22 protein-coding genes are annotated in these 25,179 nt (G+C 71.4%); 10 read left to right on the top strand and 12 right to left on the bottom strand.

The genetic code is table 11. The features are described 5' to 3' along the window. Positions 1-244 precede the first annotated feature (244 nt). Together ACIOGZ_RS11330 and ACIOGZ_RS11325 are read right to left on the bottom strand one after the other, a co-directional pair. Positions 245-640: a hypothetical protein gene (locus tag ACIOGZ_RS11330; RefSeq protein WP_363627692.1), complete on the bottom strand. Its 396-nt coding sequence runs from the start codon at positions 638-640 to the stop codon at positions 245-247. 133 nt (positions 641-773) lie between these two features. After that, a complete protein-coding gene (locus ACIOGZ_RS11325; RefSeq protein WP_400985828.1) occupies positions 774-1,385 on the bottom strand; it encodes a TetR/AcrR family transcriptional regulator in 612 nt (203 codons plus the stop codon). Positions 1,386-1,630: 245 nt separating this feature from the next. Here ACIOGZ_RS11325 and ACIOGZ_RS11320 point away from each other — a divergent pair, with 245 nt between their 5' ends. The 3 genes from ACIOGZ_RS11320 (at position 1,631) to ACIOGZ_RS11310 (ending at position 5,145) form a co-directional block, all read left to right on the top strand. Beyond that, entirely contained in the window at positions 1,631-2,719 is a 1,089-nt protein-coding gene (locus tag ACIOGZ_RS11320) for an alpha/beta fold hydrolase (RefSeq protein ID WP_400985675.1), read from the top strand. A 519-nt stretch (positions 2,720-3,238) separates the two neighbouring features. Next, positions 3,239-3,877, top strand: a complete 639-nt coding sequence (locus ACIOGZ_RS11315; protein ID WP_331744983.1) for a ParA family protein — start codon at positions 3,239-3,241, stop codon at positions 3,875-3,877. Next, the gene (locus ACIOGZ_RS11310) at positions 3,877-5,145 is read left to right on the top strand and encodes a ParB/RepB/Spo0J family partition protein (protein WP_400985674.1); all 1,269 of its coding nucleotides are present in this window, start codon (positions 3,877-3,879) and stop codon (positions 5,143-5,145) included. The genes ACIOGZ_RS11315 and ACIOGZ_RS11310 overlap by 1 nt, the downstream gene beginning before the upstream one ends. Positions 5,146-5,260: 115 nt before the next feature. Here ACIOGZ_RS11310 and ACIOGZ_RS11305 read toward each other — a convergent pair whose 3' ends face one another. Next, the gene (locus ACIOGZ_RS11305) at positions 5,261-5,941 is read right to left on the bottom strand and encodes a hypothetical protein (protein ID WP_363584281.1); all 681 of its coding nucleotides are present in this window, start codon (positions 5,939-5,941) and stop codon (positions 5,261-5,263) included. Positions 5,942-6,301: 360 nt separating this feature from the next. On the opposite strand from ACIOGZ_RS11305, the gene ACIOGZ_RS11300 reads away from it, so the two are divergent. The 4 genes from ACIOGZ_RS11300 to ACIOGZ_RS11285 all read left to right on the top strand — a co-directional run bounded on the left by ACIOGZ_RS11300 (position 6,302) and on the right by ACIOGZ_RS11285 (position 9,829). After that, positions 6,302-6,646, top strand: a complete 345-nt coding sequence (locus ACIOGZ_RS11300) for a hypothetical protein (RefSeq protein ID WP_400985673.1) — start codon at positions 6,302-6,304, stop codon at positions 6,644-6,646. A gap of 226 nt (positions 6,647-6,872) precedes the next feature. Beyond that, positions 6,873-7,088, top strand: coding sequence for a hypothetical protein (locus ACIOGZ_RS11295; RefSeq protein ID WP_363627695.1), 216 nt, complete (start codon positions 6,873-6,875; stop codon positions 7,086-7,088). Between the two features lie 193 nt (positions 7,089-7,281). After that, positions 7,282-9,126 (top strand): ABC transporter ATP-binding protein, encoded by a 1,845-nt coding sequence (locus ACIOGZ_RS11290; protein ID WP_400806738.1) that lies wholly within the window; start codon positions 7,282-7,284, stop codon positions 9,124-9,126. Positions 9,127-9,187: 61 nt separating this feature from the next. Continuing rightward, positions 9,188-9,829 carry a nucleotidyltransferase domain-containing protein gene (locus ACIOGZ_RS11285; RefSeq protein ID WP_400985671.1) on the top strand — a complete coding sequence of 214 codons (642 nt, stop codon included), beginning with the start codon at positions 9,188-9,190 and terminating at the stop codon, positions 9,827-9,829. Between the two features lie 48 nt (positions 9,830-9,877). Here the strand turns inward: ACIOGZ_RS11285 and ACIOGZ_RS11280 are convergent, their stop codons facing one another. Both ACIOGZ_RS11280 and ACIOGZ_RS11275 read right to left on the bottom strand, forming a co-directional pair. Further along, positions 9,878-10,450: a dihydrofolate reductase family protein gene (locus ACIOGZ_RS11280; protein WP_363627697.1), complete on the bottom strand. Its 573-nt coding sequence runs from the start codon at positions 10,448-10,450 to the stop codon at positions 9,878-9,880. A gap of 146 nt (positions 10,451-10,596) precedes the next feature. Further along, complete coding sequence (locus ACIOGZ_RS11275; RefSeq protein ID WP_400985670.1) at positions 10,597-11,367, bottom strand: oxidoreductase; 771 nt, start codon at positions 11,365-11,367, stop codon at positions 10,597-10,599. Between the two features lie 448 nt (positions 11,368-11,815). Here ACIOGZ_RS11275 and ACIOGZ_RS11270 point away from each other — a divergent pair, with 448 nt between their 5' ends. Then, the gene (locus ACIOGZ_RS11270) at positions 11,816-13,972 is read left to right on the top strand and encodes a HelD family protein (RefSeq protein ID WP_400985668.1); all 2,157 of its coding nucleotides are present in this window, start codon (positions 11,816-11,818) and stop codon (positions 13,970-13,972) included. A gap of 74 nt (positions 13,973-14,046) precedes the next feature. On the opposite strand, the gene ACIOGZ_RS11265 is transcribed toward ACIOGZ_RS11270, so the two are convergent. After that, positions 14,047-16,056, bottom strand: coding sequence for a BTAD domain-containing putative transcriptional regulator (locus tag ACIOGZ_RS11265; RefSeq protein WP_400985826.1), 2,010 nt, complete (start codon positions 16,054-16,056; stop codon positions 14,047-14,049). Positions 16,057-16,260: 204 nt separating this feature from the next. Between ACIOGZ_RS11265 and ACIOGZ_RS11260 the strand changes: the two genes are divergently transcribed. Further along, positions 16,261-17,139 (top strand): alpha/beta hydrolase, encoded by an 879-nt coding sequence (locus tag ACIOGZ_RS11260; RefSeq protein ID WP_363584298.1) that lies wholly within the window; start codon positions 16,261-16,263, stop codon positions 17,137-17,139. A gap of 151 nt (positions 17,140-17,290) precedes the next feature. Here ACIOGZ_RS11260 and ACIOGZ_RS11255 read toward each other — a convergent pair whose 3' ends face one another. The 5 genes from ACIOGZ_RS11255 to ACIOGZ_RS11235 form a co-directional block, all read right to left on the bottom strand. Continuing rightward, positions 17,291-18,598 carry a nucleotidyl transferase AbiEii/AbiGii toxin family protein gene (locus ACIOGZ_RS11255; protein ID WP_400985666.1) on the bottom strand — a complete coding sequence of 436 codons (1,308 nt, stop codon included), beginning with the start codon at positions 18,596-18,598 and terminating at the stop codon, positions 17,291-17,293. Then, complete coding sequence (locus ACIOGZ_RS11250) at positions 18,595-19,371, bottom strand: hypothetical protein (RefSeq protein ID WP_400985664.1); 777 nt, start codon at positions 19,369-19,371, stop codon at positions 18,595-18,597. Before ACIOGZ_RS11250 ends, ACIOGZ_RS11255 begins: the two co-directional genes overlap by 4 nt. 127 nt (positions 19,372-19,498) lie before the next feature. Next, positions 19,499-20,428 carry an ADP-ribosylglycohydrolase family protein gene (locus ACIOGZ_RS11245; RefSeq protein ID WP_400985662.1) on the bottom strand — a complete coding sequence of 310 codons (930 nt, stop codon included), beginning with the start codon at positions 20,426-20,428 and terminating at the stop codon, positions 19,499-19,501. A gap of 185 nt (positions 20,429-20,613) precedes the next feature. Then, complete coding sequence (locus ACIOGZ_RS11240; protein WP_400985661.1) at positions 20,614-21,816, bottom strand: hypothetical protein; 1,203 nt, start codon at positions 21,814-21,816, stop codon at positions 20,614-20,616. A 196-nt stretch (positions 21,817-22,012) separates the two neighbouring features. Continuing rightward, the gene (locus tag ACIOGZ_RS11235) at positions 22,013-22,891 is read right to left on the bottom strand and encodes a phosphotransferase (RefSeq protein WP_400985660.1); all 879 of its coding nucleotides are present in this window, start codon (positions 22,889-22,891) and stop codon (positions 22,013-22,015) included. A gap of 294 nt (positions 22,892-23,185) precedes the next feature. On the opposite strand from ACIOGZ_RS11235, the gene ACIOGZ_RS11230 reads away from it, so the two are divergent. Further along, positions 23,186-24,055 (top strand): C40 family peptidase, encoded by an 870-nt coding sequence (locus tag ACIOGZ_RS11230; RefSeq protein WP_400985659.1) that lies wholly within the window; start codon positions 23,186-23,188, stop codon positions 24,053-24,055. A gap of 83 nt (positions 24,056-24,138) precedes the next feature. Here the strand turns inward: ACIOGZ_RS11230 and ACIOGZ_RS11225 are convergent, their stop codons facing one another. Then, entirely contained in the window at positions 24,139-24,783 is a 645-nt protein-coding gene (locus tag ACIOGZ_RS11225; RefSeq protein ID WP_400985658.1) for a restriction endonuclease, read from the bottom strand. Positions 24,784-25,179: the final 396 nt, after the last annotated feature.

Here is a 25,179-nt window from a genome sequence, read left to right as displayed (position 1 = left end):
GCGGCGATGTCGTAGTGGAAGCGCCGCGCGGCCTGGACTCGGACGCTCTCGATCCGGCCGACGCGGACGGGGGCGGGGGTTGGTGCCGGGCACCGGCTTGGTTCAGATCGCGCCGCTGTCATCGACGGTGTCCGCTATCGGCTGCCAGCGGACGTCCGGGTGTTACGGGCCGTCGGCTGCGGCACGGGCCCGGGTACGGGCACGGGTACCGGTGCGGTTGGGGGAGGGGCCGGGGACGGCTCGGTCAGGCCAGCCAGCGCAGCACGGTCCAGGGGCCGGCGGGCAACGGTGAGAAGACGAGCGTGGGCACCAGGAGCAGTCCGGCACTCACCCACCAGTAACGGCGGCCCCGTAGGCCGGCCAGCCTGCGGAGCCCGAGGTTGACCAGCCACCACAGCAGGCCGAAGACCGTCCAGACGACGACGCCGGCCACCACCCACACCATCGGGCCGTCGTTCTCGGTGGGTTCGCGCTGCCCGAGCCCGAGCCAGACCAGCGGGTAGTTGAGGAAGAACACCAGCGTGAACATCAGCGGGACCATGGCGGCGAACCCCAGCGCGACGTTGACCAGCACCGGGGCCGCCCACGCCGCCCACACCGCCTGCCTCGTCCGGGCCTCAGGCGTTGCGCAGGGGTGCATGGTGCTTCTCCAATGCCCGGTAGAGCTCGGTCAGTTCGACGTCGTGCTTGCCTGCGGTCCGGTCCGTGACCGGGCCGTCGTAGCGTCGGGATGTCGATGGCGGGGTGGCTGTTGCATTCGTCCTGCGCGCTCGTCAGTCGCGGGTGAGGTCCTCGGGCACTGCCCGGGCGAGGGTGTCGGCCACCGTTGTGCAGGCGAGCCGGGCCACGGAGCGCAGCTCGGCGTCGGGGGCGCCGGCCCGGCTCAGTACGGCCAGCGACTGGTTGACGGCGACGACGAATACGGCGAGCTCGTCGAGCGTCCGGGTGTCGGCCGAGGAGTCCGCCAAGGCTGTGCGTACCCGTTGACGCTGTACGTCGAGCAGGCCGCGCACCTGTGCGCTGTTCTCCTCCTTGAGCGTCGGCGACTGCGCGGCGGACTGGGCGATGAGGCACCCGGAGGGGACCGACGGGTCGGCGATGCGGCCCAGGACGACGCCGAAGAACGCCTCGACCGCGCGCACCGGATCACCGGGGTGCGCCGCGAGCGCCTGCTCGTACTGCGTGCCGTAGATCGACGCGTAGCGGTCGAGGCACTGGCCGAACAGGGCGTCCTTGTTGCCGAAGGCGCCGTAGAGGGAGCCGCGGCCCAGGCCGGTGGCCGAACCGAGGGCATCGAGTGAGGCGTCGGCGTACCCGCGCTGCCAGAACACCTGCATGGCCTGGTCCAGTGCCGCGTTGATGTCGAACTGCTTCCGGCCGGACACGGTGTGCACCTCTCCTGCTTCTCCGCTGTCCCACGTCGTCGCGACGAGCCTACCCGCATCTTGGACCGATCGGTCAGTCATCTTTGACTGATCAGTCCAAGATGGCTAGCGTGCAGGCAGGCGGTTCCCGGATCCGAAGACTTGCCGGGGCCAGCCGCTGGCCACCGGCCGTCAGCCGCCGGCCGGACCGGGCGGTTCCCGCCGTCTCGGCGAACCCGTCAACCCCGTGCCTCCGAAGGATGATCATGAGTCTGTCGCCGACCCGCCCGCCCACGCCCGAAGGCCGCGGTTTCGTCTCCCAGGTGCCGAACCTCCCGGCCGGCTTCGCCGACACCTTCACCAGCCGCTACGTCGACACCGGCGAACTGCGCCTGCACGCCGTCACCGGCGGCGAAGGGCCTGCGCTGCTGCTGGTCGCCGGCTGGCCCCAGACGTGGTACGCCTGGCGTCTCCTGATGCCCGCGCTGGCGCAGGACTTCCGGGTCGTCGCGGTCGACCCGCGCGGCGTCGGACTGTCCGACAAACCCCCGGGCGGGTACGACACCGGCACGCTCGCCCGCGACCTGGTGGCGCTGATGGACGCGCTCGGGCACCGGCGGTTCGCCCTGGTCGGCCACGACGTCGGGATGTGGACCGGTTACGCCCTGGCTGCGGACCATCCTGACCGGCTCGACCGCCTGGCCGTCGCCGAGGCCGCGATCCCGGGGTTGTCGCCCTCGCTGCCTCTCCTCGGCAGCCGGGAGGCCAACGACCGCCTCTGGCACTTCGCCTTCAACCGCCTCACCGACGTCAACGAACAGTTGGTCAGCGGACGCGAACACCTCTACTTCGGCCACCAGTTCGCCACGAAGTCCGCGAAGGCACTGCCCGACTACGCCGTCCAGCACTACGTCGACACCCTCGCCGCCGAGCCGGAAGCCCTGCGAGCCGGCTTCGAGTTCTACCGCGCACTCGACACGACCATCGCCCAGAACCAGGAGCGCAGGACTCGACGGCTGACCCTGCCCGTCCTGGCGATCGGAGGAGCGGAGAACCTGGGCGCCTCCGTCAGCGAGACGATGGAGCTCGCCGCCGACGACGTGCAGGGCCTCGTCCTCCCCGACTGCGGCCACTACCCGGCCGAGGAGGCCCCGCAGGCGATGCTGACCGCCCTGACCGCGTTCCTGGCCCCGTACCGGGACGGAGCGGGCGCCCAGGGTGCCCCCACGGCACGCGTCGGCCCCACCATCCTGACCGGTGAGGTCGACGCCGCGTACACGGCCATGACGATCGATGCCCGGCCCGTCTCGAACGCCCGTCGGCAGGCGTCGGATGCTGACCGCTATGACCACTGACCGCTCTCTTCCGACTGACCCCGTGCTTGCGGGGGAGGAGCTTCTTTCCGGCCCGCGGCGGAGCGGTGATGCCCTTTGCCGTTTCTTGACCAGGGCCCGCGGTGCCGGATAGTGAACTGCGGTGATCTGTTGAACTGTCAGGAAACGGCGGCGCGGTGTTCCAATGCGCCAGGGCTGCGCGTGGGCGCACGGCTGTTCGGGGCGGCCGGTGAAGGCGAATGCGTCCCCGGCAGCGGCGCAGTCCCGATGCCGCTGTCCGTGCGTCACGCTCTCTTGCGATGGCGGGATTCGGGGCCGGGTCGCCGGGGATATCCGGGAGGTTCTCGGAAATCAGGGGCTCAGCGAAACGGACATTGTGCTTCATGACACGCGGGTCGTGTCGGCATCAGGCCTGATCATCTGGAATGCTGTTCCAGTCCGCCGTCACCGGCTTTGATCGGCGGGCATCCGCAGTACCGGGCAAGCGGCCCGGGAAGCCCACGGAGAGAACGGAACATCATGAAGCCATCTGTACTTGTCGTGTCCACTGACCCTCAGGGATCGGCCGTCGTCTGGGCGGAGCGGGTGGGGGACAACCTGCCCTTCGATTTCATGGCGGCGCACGACCAGGCCGATCAGCTGCTCCACCTCAAGAAGACCGGTGCCAAGGTCCACGTCATCGCCAACCAGAAGGGCGGCGTCGGCAAGACCACGACCACGGTGAACCTCGCGGCGTGCACCTTCGACGTCCTCGGCGAGAAGGACGAGTACGAGCACATCTTCATCGACACGCCGGGCACCCTGGCCGACGAGGAGATCCTGCGCAGTGCTCTGGAGATAGCGGATGACGTCCTGGTCCCGATGATCACCGAGCCGTTGTGCTTCGACCCGACGGCGCGGACGATCCAGAAGGTCATCGAGCCGATGGACATCCCCTTCCGGGTCGTCATCAACAACTGGGACCCCCGGGACGGCCGCGCCGACCTGGAGGACACCGAGGCGTACATCGCCGCGAAGGGGTGGCCGCGGGCCAAGACGGTCCTGAGGCGTTACAAGATCCACTCCCGGGCGGTGGCCGAGGGAACGGTCGTCACCCAGTACAAGGAGAGCGGCACCGCCTACCGGGCCCGCGAGGACTTCTTCCGGCTGTCCCTCGAACTCGGGTACGGGGGTCGCTGATGGCCGGCCGTCGTGTTTCCTTCGCCTCGATGGCGGCCGACCCGGTCGTCGACGCCCCCGGGGTGGTCAGCAACCAGGAGACTCCGGCCCCGTGGGTCCCCACGGGGCCGGACTCTCCGGCCCGGTGGGTCCCCACCGCCAACTGCCTCCCCAACCCGCGCAACCCGCGCGACGACCTGGGCGACCTGTCGGACCTGGCGAGCATCAAGGACCGCCAGCTGCAGAGCTGCCTCGCCGTCACCCCGGACGCGTACCTCCGGCTCTGGCCGGAGGACGAGGGCCTGCTCGGTGCGGGCCCTCAGGACGTGGTGATCGTCAACGGCAACCGGCGCCGGGCCGCTGCCGCGCTGTACGGGCGCGAGCAACTGCTCGTCGTCGTCGACGACTCGGTGGCGGACTCCAAGGCGACCCTGCTGCGCGCGGCGCTCGACGAGAACATGGCGCGCAAGGACTTCGACCCGATCGAGGAGGCCAACGCGGTCCTGCTCATCGTGGCGCAGTACGCCACCGCCAAGGAGGCCGCCGAGTCGGAGGGCTGGTCCCAGAGCTGGATCTCGCACCGCAAGAACCTGCTGAAGCTCCACCCCGAGCTACAGCGGCAGGTGCGGGCCAAGGCGCGGGGCGAGGAGGGCATCTCCATCAACGTCGCCCGCCGTCTGGGATCGGTCAAGGGCATCGAGGCGATGGCCCTGGCCGAGCAGACGGAGCAGCTGGAGCAGCTGCTCCAGGCCGACGCCGACGCCGTCGCGGCCAAGCGGGCGGCGAAGCTGGGGGCCCGAGCGGCGGCGGTTCAGGCCTCCGCTGACGGGGTGACTCCTCAGGCCGCGCCGCAGCGACCCGTCGCATCCGCGAGTGGGCCTGCGGAGAGCGCGACCACGGCTGCGTCCACGGCCACCGTCACGCCGTCGCCGGTGGAACCGTCGCCGGTGGAACCGTCGGCTTCGGCTACCCGGTCGAAGCCCGTCAGTGCCGGCGCGGGGGAGAGCACCGAGCCCGCTCCGAGCACGGAGTCCGCTCCGAGTGCGGAGTCCGCTCCGAGCGCCGAGCGATTTTCCGCGGAAAATTCCGAGCCTCTTCCGATGCCGGAACAGCGAGCCGAGGCCTCCCCGGCCGAGCAGCCGACGGCCACGCCGTCCGCGGAGCTCGGCGATGTCGACTGGCATGACGTCGAGGAACTCGCCGACGCCATCTGCCGCACCCTCTCGGCCGACGAGGCCTACCGCCTCGCCGACGCCCTGGCCAACCGTCTGCTGACGACCAACAGCTGACGCGACCTCCGGTGCCCGCCCCGTCGTTCGCACGGGGCGGGCACCGGATCGGCATCCCTCGCCGGTGCGTGCGGGAGGGAGGCGTGGACCTCCCTGGCCGTCCGAACGGCGTTGCTCATAGTCCGGCTTCGTACGTCCCGGGCGGCACGGGCGTCCCGTCGTACGGGAGGTAGCACCTCATGCGGTACGACAGCAGGTGCTGTACGAGGTCGCTCGCCAGGAACGGCTTCGCCCACTCCCACTGGGTGCCACCGCGGCAGGCGGTGCAGGCGGCGTCCCGGTGGCTGCGGCACACCGTGCCGCGGGCAACGTGCTGGGTGCGCATCTTGAGTCGACCGGACAGCCAGATCTCCGTATGGGCCCTCGCCTTCTGCGGCTTGCAGCGCATCAGAACGCAAACCTCTTCGACGCTGAGCACCCGCAGGGCGACGCCCAGGCGGGCGTGCCGGCTGACCTGTGAGGTCGCCAGACCGGGCAGGAGTTGCTCGGTCAGGCTCGGCTCAAGCCGCTTGATGAGTTGGTAGCTCGCTCTCTTGCTGTCATCTCCCTGGGGGAGATCGTGGATCAGCCAGATGAGCGGGCTGTACACCACGCTGGTCGCTTTCCGGTTCGCCCGCAGGAGGCGCGCGGCGTCCTTGAAGTCCTGGCAGGACTTCTCGTCCTCAAGGTGCTCCAGGAGGTTGCGACGTGCCTCGGCGTACGTTCCGAACGGACGGTATCCGTAGTCGACGACCTTGATCTTCGTCTCGGGAGTCGTCACCAGCTTCGCTGCTATCCAGGCCCACTCCGTCAGCATGGGACCGACCATAACCCACGACGGTGCTCCCGGAGGAGGCCTCGTCGCGGACTCGGGTGGTGACGGAGAATGGTTTCGGCCGCCCGAAAGTTCGCATGGGGAAGGCGATTTGACGATGTGTCGGCTGGTGCGTTCCGCCGTGGCGTGCGGTCAGGTCTGTTCGTTCCCGGTCCACGCGCGGAGTTTCCGGGTCGCGGACGGCCCAGATGCGGCTGACGCGGCCGCCGCTGGTCTCGAACACGGCCACGGTCACGGTGACGTCCACCGAGCTTCGAGGGCCCCGAGCCGTACCGTCAGCGATCCGTCCGCGGGCTCGGGCCAGGGCACCGCAGTGTCGGTGGTGTCTGATACGAAGGCCCTGTGACGGAGGACGAGATCATCAAGCGGCTCATCGAGCAGAATGCCGGAGGGCGTCCTTCGCCTGCGCTTCCGGAGGCTGTGTCCGGGCTCGAAGCAGTTGTGGGGCACCCCATGCCGCCTTTGCTCAGACGGATCTATCTCGAGGTCGCCGATGGCGGGTTCGGCCGCTGGGGCGGTGCCCTGTCCCTCACCGAGTACCGTGACGAACCGCCCGTACTGGAGGCGTACCTCGGGTGGCGCGAAGGCTATGGCGCGGACTGTCCGACACCGGTGGTACCGCTACTGCCCTGGGGCTGCGCTAACTGGTCGCTCCCGGCATGGCTGTATGGCTATTGCCTGAGGTGAATGATTGCTCGGGAGCAATGGTTCACCCTGAAATCGGCAGATCGGGTGGCGGCTCGTCACACACGGTTTCTTGGGGGATTCTTGACCAGGAAATCGAAGCAGGCGGCTGCCGATTTGGACAATCCGGAAAAATCATCAAATTTTCACATTTAGCGCACTCGATGCTTGTGCATTGCGGAGGTGAGGATGACGATGGAGCGAGGGGGACTTCGAAAGAAGGTTGCTCATGTCATTCCTCGGACAGTTCCAGTCCTTCGGTCGGTTCCGTGACGACTGGGGCGGCGGTGGTCGCGGTGGCGACTACGGCGACTTCGGTGACGACCGTGGCGGCTACGGCGGCTACGACGACTTCCGTGACGACTTCGGCGGCGACCGTGGCGGCTACGGCGGCTACGGAGGCGACCGCGGCGGCTACGGAGGCGGCTACGGAGGCCGGTGGTAAGGATCGCTTCCCTGTGAGAGCGGGCCGGGCACGTGTGCCCGGCTTTGCCGTGTCGGCCGGGAGCGACCCCACGCGGGCCCGCGCCGGCCGTGCGTGTGGAGACCTTCCATTCCCGGAGCAGGGCCTCTTTGATCGGGAGTTCCTCTCAATCCGGAAGTGATCTGGGCTCGGGGACGAGCGAGAAGACCGTGAGATGACGAGGAAACACAGCCTTCGGTCGGCTCTGCGACGCTTGCTCACGGTCGCCGAGACCTCCGATGTGGTCGCCGCGGCACCGCCGGTCCCGCTCATGGCGATCTTCCGGCGCTTCTGGCCCTACACCAAGGGTGGCCGCCGGTGGCTGGTGGTGCTGCTGGCCCTGGTCGCGGTGGGCCCGGCGATCGAGGCGATGGAGATCTGGCTGTTCAAGATCGTCATCGACGACATGCTCATTCCGCACCGGCTGAACCTGTTCCTGCCGATCGCCCTCGCCTATGCGGGGCTGACCCTGCTCTCCGGAGTACTGGGCTTCGCCCGCCGGGTGATCTCCACCTGGGTCAGCGAACGCTTCCTGCTCATCCTGCGGTCGGACGTGTTCCGGCACATCCAGGGCCTGTCGCTGGGCTTCTTCGAGCGCCGGCGGCTCGGCGACGTGCTGTCCCGGGTGACCGGCGACGTGGACGCGGTCGAGACCTTCCTGCTCTCCGGCATCGTCAACGCGCTCGGCCAGGTGGCGCGGCTCGGCATCTACGTCGGCCTGCTGCTGGTGCTGCGCTGGGACCTGACCCTGGTCGCGCTGGTCGCCGCGCCGCTGTTCTTCCTCACCGCCCGCCGCTTCGCGAAGCTGATCCGGGCGGCCTCGCGCGAACGCCGCCGGCGCAGCGGCTCGATCAGCGCGGTCGCCGAGGAGTCGCTCGGCAACATCGCGCTCGTCCAGGCGTACAACCGCCAGGACTGGGAGCACGCCCGATTCCAGCGCGAGAGCATCGGCCGGTACCACGCGGCGATGGCCTCGACCAGGATCGGAGCGCTCTACGGGCCGACGGTCGACTTCGTCGAACTGCTCGGCGGCCTGGTGGTGATGGGCCTCGGGGCCTGGGAACTCGTGCACGGCCGGCTCACCTTCGGTGGCCTCATCGTCTTCCTCACCCTGCTGAGCAGGCTCTACGGCCCGATCCAGAGCATGTCCGGGCTCGGCAACACCTTCTACGCGGCCTCCGCCGCCGCCGAGCGGATCATCGAACTGCTCGACCAGCGTCCACAGGTGACCGATCCCGCCACCCCCCGGCCGCTCGGCCGCGCCCGGGGCGGGATCGAGTTCGACGACGTCACCTTCCGTTACCCGGACGTGGAGGCGCCCGCACTGTCGGAGGTGTCCTTCGAGGTGGCGCCGGGGGAGACGCTGGCCCTGGTCGGCGCCAGCGGCGCGGGCAAGTCCACCGTCGCCAAGCTGCTGTTGCGCTTCTACGACCCGGACGACGGCGCGGTGCGGCTCGACGGCCTCGACCTGCGCGACCTCGCCCTCACCGACCTGCGCGAGAACGTCGCGGTGGTGCTCCAGGAGACCCTGGTCTTCCACGGCACCGTCCGGGAGAACATCGCCTACGGGCGCCCCGAGGCGAGTGAGGCCGAGATCCTGGCGGCGGCCCGGGCGGCGGACGCCCACGAGTTCATCACCCGGCTCCCGGACGGCTACGACACCCTGGTCGGCCAGCGCGGCCGGCTGCTCTCCGGCGGCCAGCGTCAGCGCCTCGCGATCGCCCGCGCGATGGTCCGGGACGCCCCCGTCCTCATCCTCGACGAGCCCACCACGGCCCTGGACGCGGAGTCGAGCCAACGGATCATGGGCCCGTTGCGCCTGCTCATGGCCGATCGCACGACGATCATCATTTCGCACAATCTGCTGACCGTCCGCGACGCCGACCAGATCGTCCTGCTCGACCAGGGCCGGATCGTCGCCCACGGCACCCACACCGAGCTCCTCCTCCGCAGCTCCGCCTACGCCGGCCTGCACCGGTTGCACCACCCGCCGGGCGAGTCCGTGGAGGCCGTCCCCTGAGGCGTGCCCGGGCGTGCCGATCTCGGCCACGGCCCTGCGGGCCTGTTGGTAGATTCCTCGCGTGAGCGAGCAACTGCCCGGCGGTGGGATCGAGCTGTCGGCCGACGAGGTCGCGGCCCTCGACGACAGGTGGTCGTCGTGCTGGAGGCCGGACGAGGTCGCGCGGCGGTTGGCGGGGGTCGGCACGCCGTGGTGTGTGGCCGCGGGATGGGCGCTGGACCTCTTCCGGGGCGGGCAGGCGCGTGCGCACGGGGACATCGAGATCGCGATTCCGGCCGCGAGCTTTCCCGAGGTCCGCAGTCGCTTCCCCGGGTACGTCTTCGACGCGGTGGGCAGCGGCCGGATCTGGGAGGACGCCGCACCGGGGGTGCTGGCCGCCACCCATCAGACCTGGCTGCGCGATCCGGCCACCGGTGACTACCTGCTCGATGTGTTCCGCGAACCGCACGACGGCGACGTCTGGATCTGCCGGCGCGATGAGAGGATCCGCTTTCCCTACGGCGACATCATCCGCCACACGGCAGGTGGCATCCCGTACCTGGCGCCCGAGCTGGTCCTGCTGTTCAAGGCCAAGCACCTCCGCCGGAAGGACCAGGCGGACTTCGACACGACCGTTCCGCTGATGACCCCGGCCCAGCGCGGGACCCTGGCCGAACTGCTCGCCCGCGTACACCCGGGGCATCCCTGGCTCGCGGACCTGTAGCCCCCGCGCAGTCGTTGGCGCGAGGGCTTTCCGGGTCTGCGGGGAACGTCAGCGGACGACGTCGAAGACCTGCTTCTGCAGACCGTTGGGGTAGACCTCGTGCTCGACGAGCGTCAGCTTCTGGGTGTCCTTGTCCGTGGTGCTGAACAGGCGCTTGCCCGCGCCGAGCAGGAGCGGGAAGACGAGCAGGTGGTAGCGGTCGACCAGACCGGCGTCGGAGAGGGCCTGGTTCAGGGTCGCACTGCCGTGCACGATGATCGGGCCGCCCTCGGTCTGCTTCAGCGCGGCAACCTCGTCGAGTGAGCGCAGGATCGTGGTCTCGCCCCAGTTCGACACCAGGTCGTCCTCGGTGAGGGTGGTGGAGACGACGTACTTCGGCATCACCTTGTAGTCGGCGAAGTCCGCCATGTCGGGCCACACCTGGCTGAACGCCTCGTAGCTGACCCGCCCCAGCAGCATCGCGGTGGCCTCCTGCTGCTCCCGCCCCTTGATCTCGAAGGCCTCGGGAAGGAACTCGATGTCCTTGAAGGTCCAGCCGGAGTTCCGGTAGCCGGGCTCCCCGCCCGGGCCTTCCACAACGCCGTCGAGCGAGATGAAGGCGGTGCTGATCAGGGTACGCATCTCTGGTTCCTCGGTGTCTCGGATCTGGATTCTTCCGGGCTCGCCGACCTGGTCGGCATCGGACGCCCTGCTGTCGGCCGCCGATGTGATCAAGGTAGCCGTGCCGGCCGAACGAGGCCGCCAGCCGGGGCCGCTGTGCGTTGCCGTCAGCCCCTGGGGAATTCGCCGCCGTCCACGACGAGGTTGCTCCCCGTCAGCCAGCTCGCCCGGCCGGACAGGAGGAACAGCACCGCGTGGGCGATGTCGTCGGGTCGGCCGTCGCGTCCCAGCGGGGGAGTCGTGGTGTCCTGGCCCGGCCCCGTGTCCAGGCGCGCCCACTGCTCGCGCGTCGCTTCGCCGCCGGGGGTGGCGGTCCGGCCGGGAGACACGGTGTTGACCCGGATCCCGTGCGGGGCCAGCTCGGCGGCCAGCCCCCGGCTGTAGGCCTCCAGCGCCGCCTTCGCGGCCACGTAGTGCAGGAACGGCGGTGCCACGGTGGGGACGGCGGCCGAGGAGACGTGCACGATCGCCCCCGAACGCCGTTCCCGCATCCCCGGTGCCAGCAGCGCGTCCAGCCGCACCGACGCCAGGAAGTTCAGGTCCAGCGCGTTCTGCCACTCCTCGTCGGGGATGGCCAGGGCGCCGTGGTGCGGCTGCGCCCCGCCCACGTTGTGGACCAGGATGTCCACCCCGCCGAGCACCTCCTGCGCGGCCGTGGCGAGCGCCTCCGCGCCGGCCCGCGTTCGCACGTCGGCCGCCACGAAGGCGGCCTCCTCCGGGACGGTGCCCGTCGCCGACCTGGCGGTCGTGAGCACCTTGGCGCCCGCGTCCAGGAGTTGGCGCACGATGGCTGCTCCGATTCCGCGAGAACCACCCGTGACCAGGGCCCGCTTGCCTGCGAGTTCCTGCGTGCCTGGTCCGTTTTGGGTCGTGGTCATTTCCTTGGTCCTCTCGATCGCGTGTTCGTCCGGGTGTTCGTCCGGGTGTTCGTCCGCTCGACGGAATGGGAATCGACCAGGCGCGCAGGGTGCGAATTCCTCAGGGAGCGCGAATACTTCAGGGAAATCGTGGTGGGTGCCTCGTCGAGCTGTTTCACGGTACGGCCGGAAAAGAGCGAGAGGCAAAGACGAAGTGTCAGCAGACGCTATAGGGAAGGCCTATGGCGTGCCGGTTCCGTCGCGCGCCGCCGCCGGCCGCTGACCTGCGGCCTCGACGTCCTCAGCGACCACTCGTACGCCTCTGGCTGATGTTTCGTCAGATTCGGTGCACAGGACGAGAGTTGGGGAAGCGTGGGGCGGAGGGCGCAACGGCGGTACGTTCGTCAACTTTTACTTTCCCCCGCCCGCCCCCGCATAGTGACGGCCCGAACCCGAGAGGAGGCCCGTCGTGCCGTACAGCGATGACCGTGCCGAGTGCCAGGTGCAGGCGGAAAACGTGCAGGTGGGGGCCGTGTGCGCCGAGTACGACCGGCGCCTGGAGCAGACGCGCGTCGAACTGGCCCGTACCCTCGCCGCGCCCGCCGACGGCGCCGGGGCCGTGTACGAGCGGGACGTGGCGGCCGCGCGGTGGGCCGGGGAAGTACGCCGCCTGGAAGGCGCCGGCCACGGGCTGGTGTTCGGCCGCCTCGACACCGCCGACGGCACCACGCTGCGGATCGGGCGCCTGGGCCTGCACACCGAGGCGGACGAACTGCCGCTGCTGGTGGACTGGCGGGCCGAGGCCGCCAGGCCCTTCTACGAGGCCACGCCCGTCCACCCGATGGGCCTGCGACGCCGGCGCCACCTGCGTCTGGACGGCCGCACCGTCGCCGCCGTCAGCGACGAACTGCTGGACGGCTCCGACCCCACCCGTGAGGACGTGATCGGCGACGGCCCGCTGCTGGAGGCCCTGTCGGCCCGGCGCACCGGACGCATGGGCGCCGCGGTCGCCACCCTCCAGGCCGAGCAGGACGCGATCGTCCGCTCCCGCCACCGGGGGGTGACGGTCGTACAGGGCGGCCCCGGCACCGGCAAGACGGTGGTGGCCCTGCACCGCGCCGCCTACGTGCTGTACGCCTTCCCGCGCGCCGCCGAACGCGGTGTCCTCGTCCTGGGCCCCAACACCCGCTTCCTGGACTACATCTGTCAGGTGCTGCCCTCGCTCGGCGAGAACGACGTCGCCCTGGCGACCTGCGCCGACCTCGCCCCCGCCACCCCCGGCCCGGCGGCGCCCGAGGAGCCGCAGACCGCCCGCCTCAAGGGCGACCCCGCCCTCGCCGACGCCCTGGCCGCAGTGGTCCGCGCCCACCAGGCCCCGGCGGAGGACGGCCTGGCCATACGGGTCGGCCAGGAGGAGGTGCACCTGCCGCAGTCCGACCTCGCCGCCGCCGCCCGCGCAGCCACCGCCGACGGCCTCGCCCACAACCGGGCCCGCGACCTGTTCAAGGACCTGCTGGCCGACGCCCTCACCCGCGCCCTCGAACGCGACACCGCCGACACCCTCGACCAGCTCGACGCCGAGGTCGCCCAGCTCACCGGCCTCAACCTCGACCGCGTCGCCGCCGCCGATCTGCGCCGGCTCGGTCTCGACGGCTCACGTGCCCACGACGCCGCGGGTACCGGCGACGCCCCGGGTATCGACGGCACCGTGGGTACCGGCGACACCGCGGGTACCGACGGCACCTTCGACGCCGAGGCCGTCCGCGCGGCCCTGCTGGACGACCCGCACCTCGACCGCGTCCTCGACACCCACTGGCCCGCCCTCACCCCGCACGACGCCGTCCGCGCCCTGCTCACCGACCCCGCCGCCCTCACCGCCCACCTGCCCCACCTCTCCGACGACCAGCGCGCCCGCCTGCTGCGCGCCCCCGACGCCCCGTGGACCGACGCCGACCTGCCGCTGCTGGACGAGGCCGCCGCCCTGCTCGACGGCCCCCCGCAGCGCAGTTGGGGCCACGTCGTCGTCGACGAGGCCCAGGAACTCACCGCGATGCAGTGGCGCGCCGTGCTGCGCCGCTGCCCCACCCGATCGATGACCGTCGTCGGCGACTTCGCCCAGGCCGGCCCCGCCGCCCAGGCCCGCGACTGGCACGAGGCCCTCCACCCGCACACCGGGAGCCGCTTCGACCTGCACACCCTGACCGTCAGCTACCGCACCACGCAGGAGATCCTCGCCGCCACCACCGACCTGCTCGCCCGCATCGCCCCCGGCCAGGCCCGCGCCCGCGCCATCCGCCACGGCGAACCCCCGCGCACCCTCACCGCCCCGGCCCACGGCCTCGCCGCCGCCGTCCTGGCCGAACTGCGCGCCCAGACGGCCGCCCACCCCGGCGACCTCCTCGCCGTGGTCTGCGCGGACGCCCGCCTGCCGGAACTGGAGGCCGCCGGCCTGCCCGGACACGTCCGCCTCGTCCCCGCCTCCGAGGCGCGCGGCCTGGAGTTCGACGCCGTCCTCGTCGTCGACCCCGACCAGATCACCGCCGCCCGCCGGGCCGGCGAACGCGACCTGTACGTCGCCCTCACCCGTGCCACCCGCCGCCTGTGCGTGATCAGGACCGCGGGCTAGGCCGGGCGGCGCCGGGTCCGGCCCGGTAGACGGCGAGGTGCCGGCCGGGGCGCGGTGTACCCGGGCAGCATCGCCTACCCCGCTCCGGCGCATGCCTCCGCCTCTGCCAGGTACCGCGCCACCGGGCCCAGCGTCAGCATTCCACTGGCGGCGCCGGCATGCTCCGCACGGGCACCGCGCAGGAAAGCCCCGGCGCGTGCGGCGATACCGGGCTCGCCGAGGCGAACGGCGGCGCGGGCGGTCAGGCACCACATGGCCTCCTGCATGTGGTCGCGCGCGGGATCGGGCACCGCGGCGAGCGCGGTACGGGCCTCCTCGACCCGGTCCTGGGCGAGCAGCACGAGGGGGCGCGCCCAAGCCCGGTACGGGCCCCAGTCGAGGTGCGGGTCGGTGGGTGCGGGCCGGTCGTGCAGCAGACGCAGTCCGAGGAGGGCGAGCGCGAACAGGCCGCGGTGCAGCCCCGGCATTCCGGCCCGCTGGAGGGCGTTCTCGGCGGCCCGGTAGTGCGCTGCGGCCGTGGCGGCGGTCGGCCCGCCGGGTTCGGTGCTGCGGGCGGCCGTGGCCCGGGCCCGGAACCACCCGGTGAGGACGGGGACGAGGGGCGCCTCGGTGGTGGCGGCGAGTCGGTTGGCAGCTTCGGCGTGCGAGGCCGCGGCGTCGAGGTCTCCGAGGGCCGAGGCGGACTGGAGGCGGACGAGTCGGCCGAGTACGCCGAAGTTCGGCAGCTCGTGCCGGGCGGCCAGGTCGAGGATCTCGGCGCCGATCCCGTCCCGTACCGCCGCGAGGCCGGGGCGGGTGAAGGACTGCAGGAACACCCCGTTGAGGGCGAAGACCAGCAGGGCGGGATCGGCCAGGACCCGCGCCAGCGCCTCCGCCTGTTGTGCCGCCTGCTGTCCGCGGCCCAGTTCGGCCGTGGACAGGTCGGCGCTGCGGCTCTCGACGGCGACCGTGGCCAGGAGGCGGGCCGACAAGTCGGCGGGGCCGTCGGGGCCGAGCGCGGTGAGCGTGCGTTCGGCAGCCGCGACGACCGCGCGGGACTGCTCGGGGTCGTCGGCCCGGCTCCAGACGGCGGGCACGTCGTAGGCGCCGATGATCCGGGCGGTCAGGAGGAGGTCTCCCGTGCGTTCCGCGGCCTGAACGGCGGCGAGGCGGTCGCGTCGCGAGTGGACGAGCGCGTCGCCACCCGCCAGTGCGAGGGTGCGGGCCAGATCCACGGTGGTGCGCGGGCCGAGTCGGACGCCGGGGCCGCTCCACCCGGTACGGGCGCCTTCGAGGGGCGCGGCCCCGTTGAGGATGTCCGTCTCCAGACGCCGGAGTTCGGCGCCAGGGTCGAGTCCGAGTTGATCGACGAGCATCGCGCGGGCTCGGCGGAGGGTGGCCAGCGCGTCGGCCTGGCGGCCCGCGCGGTACAGCGCGCGGGCCAGCAGCCCCCAGGCCGGCTCGCGCCACGGCTGTTCGGCGACGTGGGCGCCCAGTTCGGCGACGAGTCCGGCCCCTTCACCGGAGTCGAGGAGGAGGCGGGCGCGCAGTTCCACCCCCTCCAGCCGCAATTCCTCCAGCCGGGTCCGCTCGCGCTGCGCCCATGCGGCGCCGGTCACATCGGCGTACGCGGGTCCGCGCCAGTCCTTGAGCGCCGCGCTGAGGTCGGCCAGCGTGTCGGGGGCGGTAGCTGTGTCGGGGTGGGCCACCGCGCCGAGACCGGGCATCGCGTCGGGGCCGGGCACTGTGCCGGGGCCGCGCCGGGCGCGGGCCAGGGTGTCCTGGAACCGGTGGACGTCCACGTCCTCGCGCGGCAGGCGCAACGCGTAGCCGGGCCCTTCGGTGATGATGACGCGCGGCGGATCGCGCGGCGGCCGGTCGGGTTCGAGGGCACGGCGCAGCGCGGCGACGAACGTACGCAGAGCGCCCACGGCGCGGGCCGGTGGATCGGTCCACAGGTCGTCGACGAGGGTGTCGGTGGTGACCATCCGCCCCTCGGCGGCGACGAGCCGGGCGAGCACCTCACGATGGCGGGGGCCGCCCAGGTCGATCGGGCTGCCGTCGTCGCGGAGGGCCCGCACGGCACCGAGCACGTCGATTCGTATGCCCCTATCCTCCGTGTCGGGGGTCGGCTGCGCTTGACCGAACTGATCGGCTGCTGATCGGTCTGTAGCGACCGGTCTGTAGCGACCGGTCCGTAGTGACCGGCACGTACTGGCGGCCGGTACTGGCGGCCGGTACTGATCCGTTGCTGATCGCCGTCGCCCAGGCTGGTCCGGTCAGCCCCCGACCGACAAGGACGGCCCTTCATGACGCTCACCATTCCCGGCTTCGATCACGTCCGCCTGCCCGGCGCGGACGGGGTGGAGCTGGCTGCCGCCGTCGGCGGCAGCGGCAGCCCGGTCGTGCTGTTGCACGGTTTCCCCCAGACCCACCTGATGTGGCGGCACGTTGCCGAGCGGCTCGCCGACGAACACACGGTGATCTGCCCTGACCTGCGGGGCTACGGCGCCAGCGACAAGCCGGCGGCCACCGACCCCGAGGTGTACGCCAAGCGCACCATGGCCGCCGACGTCGTGAACTTGGCGGCCGCCCTCGGCCACGAGCGCTTCGCCCTCGTCGGCCACGACCGGGGCGCCCTGGTCGCCTTCCGGGCGGGGCTGGACCACCCTGAGACCGTCACGCACCTGGGCATCCTCGACGTCGTGCCGACCCTCGACATGTGGAACGTCCTGCACGGCGTCCCGGCGGCGGTCGGCTACCACCTCTTCCTGATGGCGCAGCCGCCGGGCCTGCCGGAGGCGATGATCGCCAACAGCGCGGACGCGTTCTTCGGCTCGTTCCTCGACTCCTGGGCCAATGACGCGACCGCCGTTCCCGAGGATGTCCGTGCCGAGTACCTGCGGGCGAGCGCGGCGGCGGTGACGTCGATCGTCGCGGACTACCGGGCCTCGGCGGGCATCGACGTCACGCACGACCGAGCGGACCTGGACGCGGGGTCGCAGCTGGCCATGCCCGTGACGGTCGTCCAGCAGGACTGGGGCGCGCAGCTGGGCTACGACGCGGCCGCGGTGTGGAAGGCGTGGGCGCCGGACCTCGACCACCGGCTGACCCGAGCGGGGCACTTCATGGCCGAGGAGGCGCCCGACGAGATCGCGGAGGCGATCCGGGAGCTGCTGGCGCGTTGAACCTCCCGTTCCCCGGCTCGCCGATTGGCCGACTGACTGACTGACTGACTGACCGACTGACTGACCGACCGACCGGGCCACGGTCGGTCGGCGAGTTGGGTTTTCGGTGGTCGGGTTCCTCTTCCGGCGCCGGGTACTGCCCGGGTCGGTGTCAGTTGTGGGTGCCGTCCGCCGGTTGGTCGTCGGCGAGCTCGGCGGCGTAGCGGGCGGCGGCCTCCGCCAGCATGCGGGTCATCCGGTCCGGTTTGTCGCCGAGGCGGGCGGCGACGGCGCGGCGGGCGTCTTCGAGGTTGCCCCCGAGGCCGCCGCCGAGCAGTTCGCGGATGATCACCAGGGAGTCGTCCGGGGCCATGTACCGCCGGGACATCCGTTGCTGGACCTCGTCCATGCCCTCGCGCGCCAGCACCTCCCGCAGTTCCTCGATCAGCGGGGCCAGCCACTGGGCGCGCAGTGCGTACTCGCCGTGGTCGGTGAAGGTCGCGTGGAGCCCGGCGAGCAGCTGCGCAGGGTACTCCTCCAGGGGTCCGGCGAACTGCGGGTAGTCCTTGGCGAATTCGTCCCAGTCGACGTAGAGTCCGGCGATCTGCTCCGGGAGGAGCGGGCAGCGCGACCAGGTCTCGTCGGACTGGGTGAAGACCTGCCGCAGCAGGTCGTAGGGCACCTCGTCGGTGCGCGAGAGCAGGATCGCGTCGTAGAGGTCCTTGCCCTGGGGGTGGTTGTCCGAGGCCAGCCAGAGGATCTTCCACGCGAGGGAGAGCTGTGGCGTGGCGGCGAACAACCGGCCCGTGACGCCGGGGAGCTGGTAGGACTCCGGTGGGACGGGCAGGTGTTCGGTGAAGACGAAGTCCAACTGGACGGTCCCGCCCGGAACGCCGGGTGCCGACCACGGCAGGACGAGCCGACGCCCGGGAATCCTGCTGTACGTCCAGATCTCGTCGCTGACCGCTTGGTCCGCGTGCAGCCGCACCGCGCCCGAGAGCCGTTCTGCGTCGGCGGCGAGTTCCTCGAACATGCGGTCCGTGCGCTCGTCCTCCAGCTGCCAGTCCGTCGGACGGACCACGAAGTCCAGGTCCCCCGGCTCCCGCGCCTGCTCGCCGTACCAGGCCCGCAGCAGGACGCTCCCGCGCAGGACCAGGTGCTCGGCCCACTGCGAGCCGGCGACGGCGGACAGCACGGTGTTCAGCGCCTCGCGCCGCGCGGCAAGCCACGGTTGGGCGAGCTGAGGGTCGGTGAAGGCGGGTTCACTGGGCCGCAGGGCCCGGGTGTACCCGGCGAGGGCGGGGTCGAAGACCGGCTGCTGGCTCACCGCCTCGTCGTCGATCGGCCGGACGCTCCTGGGCAGGCCCCGGTCCTCGCGGACGTCCTCCGGCGGTGGCTGCCGGGGAAGCAGGACACCCTGCCACGGCCCGTATGTCAGTTCCTCCCAGGCCACTGGTGACTGGGGCTGGTCCTCGGTCATCGCGGGTCTCCCTCTCCGTACGGTCCGGCACGGTGCTCGTGCTCGTGCCTCTGTTCGTGTTCGCGTTCGTGCTTCTGCTCGTGCTCGCTGATCCATCCCTCGTCCAGGGCCTCGGCGCTGTCCACGGCGACGAACTCGCGCTCCACCGACACCATCTCGCGACCGCCGGCGGCAAGGCCGCGGAGCAGCGCCTCCAGCCGACGGCCCGCGGTGCTCAGGCCGACCAGGCGGCACCGCTGGGTCACGAACCACTCGCGCCGGCCGTCGTCGCGTATCCGGCGCGGGTTGTGCGACAGGTGCGCACCGTGGCGGACGGCCAACTCGGCGAGGTCCGCGAGGCGGGCGGGGTAGGTGAGGCCGGCCGTGGGAAGCGGGCCCGGAAGCAGCAGCTTGACGTGGTGCTCGAAGTACCGGCGCGCCCCGTGCGGTACGGCGTCCTCGTCCGAGACCGGAACGCCCTCCGCCCACGGAGTGGCCTCGATCTTCGTCCGCAGGACCGTGAACCCGGCCCGAACCAGCCGGCCCGTGGTGCGGGACGTCGCCGCAGCGACCTCGTCCAACGAGCCGTTGGCGCGCAGGGTGAGCATCGGCTGCGAGGGCGCCGCACCGCGCGCCAGCAGGATGTGGGTGAACTTCAGGCCATGACCGTCGGCCCACCCGGCCAGCGCCTCGGCGGCGCCGGGCTCCACGGTCAGGTGCACCTCGAAGTCACCCCGGAGGTCGGGAGGACCGGACCGGTCGTCACGGTGTTGGTCAGGGCGGATGGCGAGCATGGGAGCATCCTGCCAAGCCCCTATGACAACGCCCCGCGCGCCCGGGTACGCAGCGAGCCTTCGCCGGACCGGTCGCGGTCCTGTCGTCATACCCGGTCGGTGGCGCGCCGCGGGTTCTCGGGCGAGGTCAGCCCCCGAGGCCGTCCACCAGATCAAGGAGATCGGACAGTTGCAGGACCCGTCCGCCGGAACCCGGTAGCGGGATGTGCAGCGGCTCGGTCCACCGGGAGGGGATCGCGTCCAGTCCGTAACGGGCACCCGCAAGCCCGCCGGTGACCGCGGCGACGGTGTCCGTGTCGCCGCCCAGGTCGACGGCCGCGCGCAGCGCGCCCTCGAAGCTCGTCGTGGTGCGCAGAGCCCAGACCGCTGACCCCAGGCAGGGCCAGACGGCGCCGTTGAACTCGGTTGCCTGGTCCGGGTGCCAGTCGGGATCGAGGACCGTCGCGTACCGCGAGCGGTGATCGGGATGGATGAGCGCCAGAACGTCAGGGAGCGCGCGGAGGGCGTCGTTGTCTTCCAGCGTGACGCGTATGAGTTCGTGGAAGATCGCGGTGCCTTCCCAGGCGGCGCGGTCGCCGTGGGTGAGGGCGGCGATGCGCCGAGCGGCATCCATGGTGGCGGCCTGTCCCGCACGTGCGAAGTGGACCGCGGATGTCGATGCCCGCATCAACGAGCCATTACCTGCTGCCCGCAGGTTGACCTGGAAGTGGATCGCGGCGGCCAGATCCCAGGGCATGCCGTTGGTGAGGACGTCCTCGGTCTGCAAGCCGATGTCCTTGGGTTCGGATGCCGCCCACCGCTGGAAGCGGTCGAAGATGTCCGACAGGTCCAGCCCTCCCCGCTGGACCAGTGACTCCGCCACCATCACGGCCATCTGCGTGTCGTCCGTGGCCTCGCCCGGATCCCAGCCGCGACCTCCGCACATCTCAGCACCGGCACCGGGGAGGGGGAACCGCGCGGAGAACGCTCCTTGGGGGCCGAACTCAAAAGGGGCTCCAAGCGCGTCACCCACAGCCGAGCCGACGACCACGCCAGCAGTCCGCTGAATCCGCTTCATTCGTGCAGGCTATCGGTGCGGCCGGTGCCAGGCGTCGGGCAGGCGGTTGGTGACGTTCTGTCGTTCGTGTAGCTGTTGATCCCGGTGAGCCCGTGACCTGTTGTCTTGTTGCCGAGCGTCGTCGGCCAGCGGAATCGATCTTGGGTGCCGTCCGCTGAGGTCGAGGCCCCGGCTGTGTCGGCGGGTCAGCCGGTGGGGGGTGAGTTGTCGGTGCTGCGGTCGTCGAGGACGATGTGCGGCTGGTGCAGGCGGTCGTTGCCGGCCTGTTCGTCGGCGGGGCGGGTGCTGTTGATGACGGCGGCGATGCGCTCGTAGCTGGTGACGGCGAGGGCCCACGTTCCGATGCTGGTGCCGTTGCCGTTGTCGACTCCGCTGTAGGCGGTTTCCCGGAGGGCGTTGAGGAGGGCGATGGTGCTGGGGCCGGACAGGATCGTGTCCTCGTTGCCGTCGTTGACCGGCTTCGAGAAGTGGTCGGCGCCCTCGGCCTGGGCGGCCAGGAAGTCCCAGGTCTCGGGGTGGCAGGAGATCGCGACGGTCTTCACGGCTGCGGCCTTGAGAAGGGTGTTGACGTGGTTTTCCCAGACGAAGGGCTCCGGGATGAGACCGGACACGTCGTCGGCGCGGCCGCTCGGGAGGTCGTCGATGACGGCTTGGTCCGGCGCGACTGCTTCCGTGCCCTCCAGATCGACCTTCGTGTCGTGCTCCGTGGGGCCGGAGGGGCGGAACAGGTCTGCGAGTCGGGCGGCGACCTCGGCCGCGATCTGGCTGAGCTGGTCCTCGGCGAGGACGTGCGGGGCGGTCGGCGCGTCGTCGGCAGGGGTGGTCTCGGACACGGTTGTCTCCTCGCTGTCGGATTCCGCGGCCTCGCCGGTCACGGAGGGGGAGGCCTGCTCTGTGGCGTGCTGTGCGGCCTGCCCGGATGCCGGGGGCTCGGCGTCGGGGAGCTCGTTGGTACCGGGGGAGTTGCTGCTGCCGGCATCACCGCCGGGCAGGTGAGCGGCTTCGTCCGGGCCCTCGATCTCCGGAGCAACTTCCACCGGCTGGCCCACGGCCTCGGGGGAGTCGACGGCGGGCCGAGGCGCCTCGGTGGGGCCGCCGTCCAGGGGAGCGCGGCCGCTGTTCTGCCGAGTGCTGAGTTCGTTGCGCAGATTGCCCAACTGGCGGTGGAGGCTGCGGTTGTCCTGGTGGGCGCGGCTGGCCTCCTGCTGTTCTTTGGCGATCGCTTCGAGGAACTCGTCGCGGTGTTCGCTCAGGCCGGCCGCCAGCGTCGCGGTGAGTTCGGCTCGCAGGTTGTCGGTGTGGTTGCGGATCTCCTCCAGGCCGGCCTGAAGGGCCGTCCCGACTTCTGCGCGTAGCAGTTCGACCTGGTGGGTGGTGCCCCTCGCCATGTCCCCTCCTGATCTCGCGCACCCGTAGGGGTGGCGGCGGGTACAGCGTGGCGGCAAGGGCCCGTGCGCGATGAGTGGATCGGTGGGACTGTCGAGAACGTGTCGATCACCGTCTGAAATCGGATCACCACGCAGATGTGTCACATTGTCGGTTGATAGACCGAATGGAGCGTTATGCTGATGTTCGTCACGGTGTTCACTTGTTGTCGGAGTTCCGAAGGATGTCGGTGGTCCAGGCCGGCCTGATCGCGTGCCAGCTGTACCGGTAGCCGTTGGTGCCGTGGTGGGGCGTGGTGAGGATGTGGTGGAACTCGCACCATGCGGCGAACTCGAGCCAGGAGCATCCGGGAAGACCGCGCTGCTCGGGATGGCGGTTGTAGGCGGCTACGGCCCGACGGATGGTGTCCTCGGGCAGGGGGCCGGTGGTCATGGAGATGGTGACGATGATCTTGGCGAGGTCGTAGCCGAAGGGAGCGAGGGTGAGGGAGTCGAAGTCGACGACGGCGACGGTGGTGTCGGTGATGAGGAAGTTGCGCGGGTTGGCGTCCTTGTAGAAGGCGGCGGGCATGGTGGCGGCCTGCTCCAGCCAGTCGTCGATCGCGCCGGGGGTCAGGAGCGGGGACGGTACGGTGCCGGTGGCCAGAAGCCGGTGGAGGCGCTCGCGGCGGCTGTCGGCGAAGTCGTCGATCGTGACGTCGGCGGTCGTGACGTCGGCGGTCGTGACGTCGGCGGTCGTGACGTCGGCGGTCGTGACGGCGCCGCTGGTGTGGTCATGGCTGGTGTCGTCGGCGCTGGTGTCGTCGGCGCTGGTGTGGGGTGCGTTCAGGCGGGCGGCGTGCAGGTCGTGGGTGTGGGCGGTGGTGTGCTGGTGGCCAAGGAGGTCGGCCAGGGTCAGTAGGTCGTCGGGGGTGCCGTGGTGGCCGTCGAGGTGCTCGTAGTCGATCGCGGTGGGGTGGACGTGGACGACGTGGGGGATGCGTACGTCGGGGTTGGTGCGGGCGATCCAGCGGTGGTGGGCCAGGGAGCGCTGCTGGGTGTGGGGGTCCGCGAACGTCTTGGTGAAGGTCCTCAACATGTGTGTGGTGTTCCTCAAGCGCGGCTGCTCTCCCGAGATCGCGGCCACACCGGCCCCGCAGGACCGCGCTGTTACAAGGACGGTACCGGCGCGCGGCGAACGTTCACAGGTGGCGTACAGGACGCCCTCTGCCCCGACAAGCGAGGGGCCCGTCTGGGGGCGGGGCGACGGTGTTTCTTCAACTGTCCGATTCGGCAGGGGCGTTGATGCCGGGCTTCCGCAGGAGGATGGTCAGTCCCGTAACCCGTTCCGTTCCGTTCAGCTTCGTCCCGGCTCGGTGAAAGAGGACCTCCGTTGAGAACGAACACTCGTGGTATCGCTCTGGCCAGTCTGCTGGTCTGCCTGGTGGTCGCCCTGCTGGCGGCGGTGACGCCCCCGGCCCGCGCCGACGCCCCGGCCGGGCCGGCCGACGCCGCGTGTGCCGCGCAGGGCGCCCCGATATCGGAGGCCGCCGGCCGGGCCATCTCCGCCGCCTGCGGCCAGGTCGCCGCCGGTACCTGGTACACCTGGGGCGGCGGGCACGGCACCACCCCCGGCGCGACGTACGGCCAGGTCGACCCCAGCGACCCCGAGCGCTCCGGGAACGACCCCTTCCGGGTCGGTTTCGACTGCTCCGGCTTCGTCCGCTGGGCCTGGTCCCAGGCCGTCGGCAGCGACGTCGTCGGGCAGCAGGACGCCGCCGAGATCTCCCGCCTGCCCGGACAGCAACTCGGCCGCGACCAGGGTGTGCTGCGCCCCGGCGACCTGGTCTTCTGGGGCCTGACCCACGTCCACCACGTGGCGATCTACCTCGGCGGCGGAAAGATCGTCGAGGCCCGCGAATCGGACACCCGCCTCATGGTCTCCGACTTCTCCAGCCACACGGCCGCCGACTACGCCGGCGCCCTGCGCTACACGCCGGACGTCCCCGCGGGCGCCGACCGCCGGACCTGGAACAGCGGGGTGAACATCCGCCCCACCCCGTCGACCGCCAACCCGCCCGTCGCCGTCCTGCCCGGCCCCACGACGGTCCGCATCCAGTGCCAGCAGCACGCCGAGAAGGTCGAGGCCGAGGGCTACGTCAACGACGCCTGGTCCTACCTGCCGGACTACCGCGGCTGGATCAGCAACATCTACGTCCAGGGCCCGGCCTGGCTCGACAACGTCCCCACCTGCACCACCTGACCCCGTCACACGCACCAGGACGGCGCAGGCGCGCGACGAGGCCGCCCGAGCCCCACGACGGTGCGGGCCCGGGCGGTCAGGCGTCAGGCCCAGGGGGGTTTGCCGGTTCCCTCGGCCCACAGGGCCAGGGCCCGCCGGTCGATGGCGTGGATGCCGACGTTCGCGCAGAACGCGGCGGCGGCCTTGGTGAACGAGCTGGTCGTCACCACGGCCGCCAGGTCGCAGCGGTGGACGTCGCGGTAGGTGCCGTTGACCTTCTGGACGTCCTGGGAGCCGACGGAGGTCCGTGGCCCGTACCGTTTGGCCTGGATGAGGAGCCGCTGCCCGGACGGGGTGGTGGCCAGGACGTCCGCCGCGAGGTCGCCGGTCCCGCCGACCACCGTCACCTTTGTGCAGCCGTCCCGCCTGCACAGGTCCGCCAGCGCGTGCTCGAACGCCTTCGGAGTCATGCTCAGGAACGGGCCGATGTGCCGCAGTTGCGCCGTGCGCGCAGCCAGCTCCCGCCGCCGGGCCAGCTGCCGCAGGCGCAGCACGACGGCGCCCACCACCACGCCGGTGGCCAGCAGCGCGGCGACCAGGAGCAGGTGGCGGGCCAGCCACGTCAGCACGAACGACACCACGGTGACCGCGACCAGAGCCGCGATGCCCAGCGTCAGCGCGTTGTCCCGGGCCTGTTGCGCGCGGCGGGCGGCAGTGGACCGGCGTCGTCGTACGGGCCTTCGGGCCACGGCGTCCCCCCTCGGACCACGGTGTGGACGCGAGCGTAGAAGCAGCCGCCGCCCGGCCGCCGACGATCCCGGCGAATTCGGACGGTTGCGGGCCCGAGTTGTCCGGATCTCGGCGGCCGGCGGCCGAACACCCCGCGGCCGAACCCCCGGAGGCTGACCACCCGGAGGCTGACCACCCGGAGGCTGAACACCCGGCGGCCGAAGGCCCGGTGTCGGGACGCCACCGCTGGGGTGCGCCCGGTCTGGCGAAACGCGCGGGCGCGCAGAGCCAGGGCGGAGCAGCGGGAGCACTCGTGCGCGTCGCCTGGGAGCCGGGTTTCCGAAGTCCACCACCGCCGCGCATGCCTTCTGGCGTGCTCACAGAGCGTTTCGGGTCGTCACCAGGAGTGGGTGTAT

The organism is Kitasatospora sp. NPDC088160 (assembly GCF_044741445.1).
Classification (GTDB): domain Bacteria; phylum Actinomycetota; class Actinomycetes; order Streptomycetales; family Streptomycetaceae; genus Kitasatospora.
This window is presented reverse-complemented; position numbering and strand designations above follow the sequence as displayed.

What these genes read in the sequence shown, in the direction of transcription:
- ACIOGZ_RS11330 (WP_363627692.1), bottom strand. Translation starts at nt 640, where the DNA reads ATGCACCCCTGCGCAACGCCTGAGGCCCGGACGAGGCAGGCGGTGTGG.
- ACIOGZ_RS11320 (WP_400985675.1), top strand. Translation starts at nt 1,631, where the DNA reads ATGAGTCTGTCGCCGACCCGCCCGCCCACGCCCGAAGGCCGCGGTTTC.
- ACIOGZ_RS11310 (WP_400985674.1), top strand. Translation starts at nt 3,877, where the DNA reads ATGGCCGGCCGTCGTGTTTCCTTCGCCTCGATGGCGGCCGACCCGGTC.
- ACIOGZ_RS11305 (WP_363584281.1), bottom strand. Translation starts at nt 5,941, where the DNA reads ATGCTGACGGAGTGGGCCTGGATAGCAGCGAAGCTGGTGACGACTCCC.
- ACIOGZ_RS11295 (WP_363627695.1), top strand. Translation starts at nt 6,873, where the DNA reads ATGTCATTCCTCGGACAGTTCCAGTCCTTCGGTCGGTTCCGTGACGAC.
- ACIOGZ_RS11290 (WP_400806738.1), top strand. Translation starts at nt 7,282, where the DNA reads ATGACGAGGAAACACAGCCTTCGGTCGGCTCTGCGACGCTTGCTCACG.
- ACIOGZ_RS11280 (WP_363627697.1), bottom strand. Translation starts at nt 10,450, where the DNA reads ATGCGTACCCTGATCAGCACCGCCTTCATCTCGCTCGACGGCGTTGTG.
- ACIOGZ_RS11275 (WP_400985670.1), bottom strand. Translation starts at nt 11,367, where the DNA reads ATGACCACGACCCAAAACGGACCAGGCACGCAGGAACTCGCAGGCAAG.
- ACIOGZ_RS11260 (WP_363584298.1), top strand. Translation starts at nt 16,261, where the DNA reads ATGACGCTCACCATTCCCGGCTTCGATCACGTCCGCCTGCCCGGCGCG.
- ACIOGZ_RS11255 (WP_400985666.1), bottom strand. Translation starts at nt 18,598, where the DNA reads ATGACCGAGGACCAGCCCCAGTCACCAGTGGCCTGGGAGGAACTGACA.
- ACIOGZ_RS11250 (WP_400985664.1), bottom strand. Translation starts at nt 19,371, where the DNA reads ATGCTCGCCATCCGCCCTGACCAACACCGTGACGACCGGTCCGGTCCT.
- ACIOGZ_RS11245 (WP_400985662.1), bottom strand. Translation starts at nt 20,428, where the DNA reads ATGAAGCGGATTCAGCGGACTGCTGGCGTGGTCGTCGGCTCGGCTGTG.
- ACIOGZ_RS11240 (WP_400985661.1), bottom strand. Translation starts at nt 21,816, where the DNA reads ATGGCGAGGGGCACCACCCACCAGGTCGAACTGCTACGCGCAGAAGTC.
- ACIOGZ_RS11235 (WP_400985660.1), bottom strand. Translation starts at nt 22,891, where the DNA reads ATGTTGAGGACCTTCACCAAGACGTTCGCGGACCCCCACACCCAGCAG.